This is a genomic window from Sinomicrobium soli (assembly GCF_003285545.1).
Classification (GTDB): Bacteria; Bacteroidota; Bacteroidia; order Flavobacteriales; family Flavobacteriaceae; genus Sinomicrobium.
Window position 1 is genome coordinate 1 of the sequence record NZ_QLNV01000031.1, and the last position, 5,206, is coordinate 5,206.

The window sequence follows — 5,206 nt, forward strand, 5'->3', positions numbered from 1 at the left end:
GTGGAAAACCCCGACTCCACTTCCTTTTTCAGGCTTTTGATGTAATGCTGGCGGGCGGCTTTGGTCACCGCCTTCATTTCGTCTTGTTGCTGTACCCCTGCCTCAGGGAATTCATCGTTTAAAGAGCGTTCGCAGGAAAATACCGTAAAGAGCAGTACCCCTGCCAACAGAGCAAGTTGTTTGGTTTTTTTCATCATGCACCGTGTATTTTTAGTCCATATAATAGTTGTTGTAGGGGGGATTAATGCTAATTTGACTAAAATAAATAATTTTTCCTGTATATGCAATATTTTCTACTCCAATTTTCGGAGTTTCCGGGCAACTTGCTCCTGGATTTTATCCACACGGAGTGAGAGAATTTTTATCGGTAGCGATAGTATTGATTTTCCCCAGAAGGTTGCTTCTGAGATCTGCCCGGATGCCATGTAACACTCGAACAGGGCAAACCGGCTTTCAAAGCGGTTAGGGACCATATATACGGCGGTAAGCAGTGCCTGTTCAGCTTCTTCCATATGGCCGCTTGCCCTGTAGCAGTTTCCCAAATCTACATATATCTGATGATGTTTTCGGTGGTCTAAGGCCTGGTTTAATACGGCGATCGCCTGTTTATATCGTCTTGCCCGCATCAATTGCCTGCCATAGTACCCCATAAAGCTGCCATTATCGGCCAGGGATGGAGCTACAGCCCGACAATGGTCTAAGCTCTCGGTGATAAACCCTGCCCGAGCCATTGTTTTGGAAGTTTCCCAGTGTTGGTATACCCGGCGGTTGATCAGCCGCTGTCCATAAGCCTGGAAAACGAGCAGGGCAGCGAATAGAAAGATTCCCGTTATGAAGAAAGGACGAATCTTTCTTCTTTTGTAAAGATGCCCCCAACTTAGGATGGAGATACTACTCAGAAAGGTCAATTGAACCCACAGCTTTTCAAACTGATGGTTGAAACAAGCGGCTACGCATATGGTAATAAGTATGATAATCGCAAGGTTATACAATAGTTGCTTTTTCTTGTCTGCCGGCAGTCGAATAACACCGTAAAGCAACAAAATCCCCATTGCACCAAACATCAGTATACCGGCAACGCCATACTCTATCATAAACTGCCAGTAATCATTAAATGCAAAATAGGTATTACCGGCCAGTAAGAGTTCCTGTTCCGTGTAATCACCTTTTCGGAAATAAGCTGCCTGATAAGCCAGGTACTCCGTTTTGAAACGGCCGGGGCCCAATCCTGTCAGGTAGTGATCCCTGAACATTGTCGATGATATTTTATAGATAAGCATCCGCCCACGGGAGGAATCAGGCTTTACAAAAAACACAAGAAAGCAGAGGATACCGGCCAGGGCACCGCCTGAAATGAGGAGTGTCCGTTTTTTATTGTACGGAAAAAAGGATGAAGTCACGACGAGGTAACAACCCGCCACGGCAAAACCCATAAAAAACGACCGGCTTTCAGCAAAAAACGAATACAACAGGCCTGTCAGTACAACGATCACAGGCAGGTATCGTATCTTGTCACCACCATATTTGTTTTCCATGCTCATAAGTAAAAATACGTTCTTCCCTGCCTTTGGTCAGGTTGTGAAGCAGGTATAGTCCATCTGCCGGTACCTGCCGATAGAGGAGTTTTTGCTTGTCGGCCACCTGTTTGCCCAGAGATACCCAATGATCCTTATCCCAGTAGCACAGTTCGTAAGTGTCGCCGACAAGAATAAAATTGGTATCGCTCCGCGGGGCAAACCGCACTTTCGTAAGCTGCCTGGGCTCGCCAAGGTCCAGGCCGGCCCAGGCAGGGGCCGACTTTTTATTTGGAGGCACGTGAAAATAAGTTCCCGGGTCTCCGTCAAACGCGAGTTGATAGGGAGTGCCAATATATTTATTCACTTTCGGGAAGCCCATGGCCCTGCCTGTCAGATGTATACCATTCTCCCCATAAAACTCCAGTTCCGCTACGTTCAGTGTCTTCTCACCGGCAAGCAATCGAACATACCTGAACCTGCCCGGGTGGGAGATCAATGCCTGGGCAATACTATCGGGAGGAGTTTTAATGGTATACAGATTGACTGCATCCCGAAAATCGGCCCGGTTAGCTCCCTGAAAGCGGGCACCTATTAACCGCTTCTCATACTTCTCAGTCGTTGGAAAACGCGGGAATTTACGCAGTAGCGTCATATCCTGCAGGCCTTCAGGTACAATATAGGCGATCGTGCCGTCTTCTTTAAGTACAAACGGATCGGATGCAGGGACTAACTCTCCTTCGTGATAATACATAACCAAATACAGCACCCTGGCACCCATTTGTTTGAATGTCACATGCCCTCGTTTGATTTCGCCATAGGCCTGTGCTTCCCATCTCTGAGTGTTGAACGTGCAGATCACCGCATACTCTTTTTCGGCTATGGCGGGAAACTTAAGGGGGATCTCTACATCAAAAACCCGCGTGTATTCATGGGTAACATCAATCCGGTTCCGGTCCCGAAGGCTTGGTGGAATATCCTCCGAATCCGGGGCAGCAGGCTGTAGAGCGAACGTCTCTCTGTATACCTTGGACAAGGTGTGTCGCGGCTTGTCGTAGTTCCCATAAGACAAGCCTTTTGGCGCATCGGGCCATCGAAAACGGTTACCGTCTTCCTGCAGCAATACATTCCAATAATGTCCGCCGCTGCGGTTGCCCCACAGCGGAACAAAATCTACATCCACAGGAAGCCCGTTGGCCCGCATCACCATCGCCTTATAATATACCAGATGTCTGCATATACCCCGCCGGCCGGTCCGCATCAGGCTTTCGGGCATATCAAACGGATACCGGTGTAATGTCTGATTGACCCTTGTCCTTTTCTGTAAATGCGTAAACAGTCTTTCGGCTACCTGGCGCCTGCTTTCTCCTGTTATATCTTTCCTGAATTCCCGGTATTCGTCAAAAACATGACGGTTCCAGGATTCGGGGCGTTCCGTGCCAATCCGGTAAGGCAGGAGATAGTGGCAGAATTCCTCAAAGGTCAATTGCTTTCCCCAAGGCAGGGAATCACGGATTTTAAAAGCCTGGTCGATCTGGGAAATCAGGTATTCCGATGTTAGTGATTCGCTGTCGCTGTATTTCTCTGCATACCGATATGCGGGCATACCGTACAGGTCGGTAAGTGCTGCCCATTTCTTTTTTACAAAGGGTGATTCAGGGGGTACAAAACGCTTGGCCCGATGCAGGGAATCCATGTAGCGGAATAGCGAGTCGAAAGCTGTGACGATCTCTCCGTCCCAATAGTATCTGCCATCCATATTCCCGATCAGATAATAGGCGGCCTCCAGCTTTTCCGTATCGTCCTGCTGCTGATAATGGGTGATGACCTTTTCCAGTTCCGGCCGGTTGTCTTTGGCTGATTCCAGTGCTTCCCGAACCTCTTCGGGTGCGCTATGGCAGGCTATTAGAAGTAAAACAATGAATATAAGAAGATAGTTCTTTGACATTTAATTGAGAAATTTTAAAATAGAAGAACATTTTTCATTCCCCGCTTAAATTTAACATTCATCAACATATTCTACTAACTTGATATTATTGAGTAATTTAATAGCATTTTCAAAATCAAAATATCGTTCTTTTACTATTTCAGCTTGGTAAACCTCCGAAGAGGGGAAACCTTATTTAAACAGATAAAACTATTCTATGATCAAGTCCGTCGCCCATGATACTTCATACTTCATTAAATAATCCTTATGCGGTTCAATAAAATAAATTTTTTTAAATATACTATTTTTGAAAAAAGATTCCGTTTTTTTTTTCTTAACATCGATTAGATAATCAATGTTTTTTATATCTATTTTTTTTAGGTTTTTAACACTACAAGTATCAACCTCTCCTCCTTTTTTCGGTACAAATATTTCATCACAGATATAATAAAAAGTATTATCCATACTTTTTGATATTCTGTATTTATTTATTCTTTGAATCCCCTTTCCTTCAATTTCAACTTCACATTTTTCTTTATTGGCAATGTCAAAAAGAATGTATATGGTTTCTTTTTCCGTCTTTTGGGAAAAAGCGAACAGAGGGAGCATAAAAATGTAAAAAACTAAATATTTCATGGGGAACAATTTTGATTTTTATTATTATTGATGTAGTCTGAAATTACTTTGTTGATTCTATCCTTTTCAGTTTGAGATTTACTACTCCAGGTATAAATACTTGAATATCTTAAACCTTCCCATGCCAAATCTGTATAAAATTGATCCGTATGCTGACTATTATCAAATTCTTTAGTCATCTCCGCTATTGTTTGCAAATAATGATTAGCCATTTGCTGATGTTGCCAGTTTTTATGTCTTCTATAATAGTCATAAATTCCTGGAAAATTATCCCTTATGGATAGCATATAATCTATCTGCTGTTGTTGCGACCAACCGCTAAAATCTAAATTCCCTTGGTTTGCCAACGACAACAATTTCCTATACATTTCGGCATGAATTACTTCGTGTGCAATAGTTTTTGCTACCATTAAATTCGGTCTATAATCTACTCCTGCACTTGTGGCATTATTATTTAATCTAATTGTTATTACATAGTTAGGGGATGATTGATTAACTCCTGGTGCTAACGTTCTACCCTTCACAGAACTACCAAGATCTTCCATATCAAACTTCAAATGTGCAACCGGAAATTCCCCGTCAAATTTTTTAATTGCACTCGCAAAACTTGTACCCAAATTGTTTAACTTATTATAAACACATTCTGCTTTAGTCTCCATAAACGAGGGGTCTAAAATGATCTCATACATATCATCGGGTGGGTAATAGTCCCCTCCATCCCCATAACATTCATTCCAATTCCCCGGATCGTCACAGGGATCCGGATTCGGGTCTATGGGACCATCTATCCAATCGCACTCTTCATAGCAATCCTGGCCAATGATATCATCCCAGCAGTATTCATCTCCTCCCGGATCATCCGGGTCCCAGACGTCGCCTACGCAGCCGCCTCCCCAAACATCCTCGCAGATTTCATAACACTCATAGCCCCCCGACATCGCGGCGAGCTACTGTTTTGATCGAAACTCACCTTTGTGTGCTTGAGGCCGGCCCCTGTATTTCCGTACCGGGCGGGCATTCTCTACGCGGATAATGGCTTTACGCTCTCCTTCGGCCGTCAGGTATTCCAGGTAGCCCGTAAAGTCCTTGTCCAATTGATGCAGGTAATTATGGCTGGCATCAAAATTAT

General features: G+C 44.0%; 6 protein-coding genes. All 6 read right to left on the minus strand.

Going from position 1 to position 5,206, the window contains the following annotated elements; all coding sequences use genetic code 11:
* A partial coding sequence (locus DN748_RS18750; RefSeq protein ID WP_146746657.1) for a hypothetical protein occupies positions 1-197 on the minus strand: 197 nt, incomplete at its 3' end.
* Between the two features lie 96 nt (positions 198-293).
* On the minus strand, positions 294-1,535 hold the full coding sequence (locus tag DN748_RS18755; protein ID WP_161554614.1) for an O-antigen ligase family protein: 1,242 nt from the start codon (positions 1,533-1,535) through the stop codon (positions 294-296).
* Positions 1,513-3,462: a discoidin domain-containing protein gene (locus DN748_RS18760; RefSeq protein WP_112373373.1), complete on the minus strand. Its 1,950-nt coding sequence runs from the start codon at positions 3,460-3,462 to the stop codon at positions 1,513-1,515. The genes DN748_RS18755 and DN748_RS18760 overlap by 23 nt, the downstream gene beginning before the upstream one ends.
* A 189-nt stretch (positions 3,463-3,651) precedes the next feature.
* Entirely contained in the window at positions 3,652-4,077 is a 426-nt protein-coding gene (locus tag DN748_RS18765; RefSeq protein WP_112373374.1) for a hypothetical protein, read from the minus strand.
* Positions 4,074-5,015 carry a hypothetical protein gene (locus DN748_RS18770; RefSeq protein WP_112373375.1) on the minus strand — a complete coding sequence of 314 codons (942 nt, stop codon included), beginning with the start codon at positions 5,013-5,015 and terminating at the stop codon, positions 4,074-4,076. Before DN748_RS18770 ends, DN748_RS18765 begins: the two co-directional genes overlap by 4 nt.
* Positions 5,016-5,024: 9 nt before the next feature.
* Positions 5,025-5,206, minus strand: a 182-nt coding sequence (locus tag DN748_RS19175) for a hypothetical protein (protein ID WP_161554615.1), incomplete at its 5' end; no start/stop codon positions are given.

What these genes read in the sequence shown, in the direction of transcription:
- DN748_RS18755 (WP_161554614.1), bottom strand. Translation starts at nt 1,535, where the DNA reads ATGGAAAACAAATATGGTGGTGACAAGATACGATACCTGCCTGTGATC.
- DN748_RS18760 (WP_112373373.1), bottom strand. Translation starts at nt 3,462, where the DNA reads ATGTCAAAGAACTATCTTCTTATATTCATTGTTTTACTTCTAATAGCC.
- DN748_RS18765 (WP_112373374.1), bottom strand. Translation starts at nt 4,077, where the DNA reads ATGAAATATTTAGTTTTTTACATTTTTATGCTCCCTCTGTTCGCTTTT.
- DN748_RS18770 (WP_112373375.1), bottom strand. Translation starts at nt 5,015, where the DNA reads ATGTCGGGGGGCTATGAGTGTTATGAAATCTGCGAGGATGTTTGGGGA.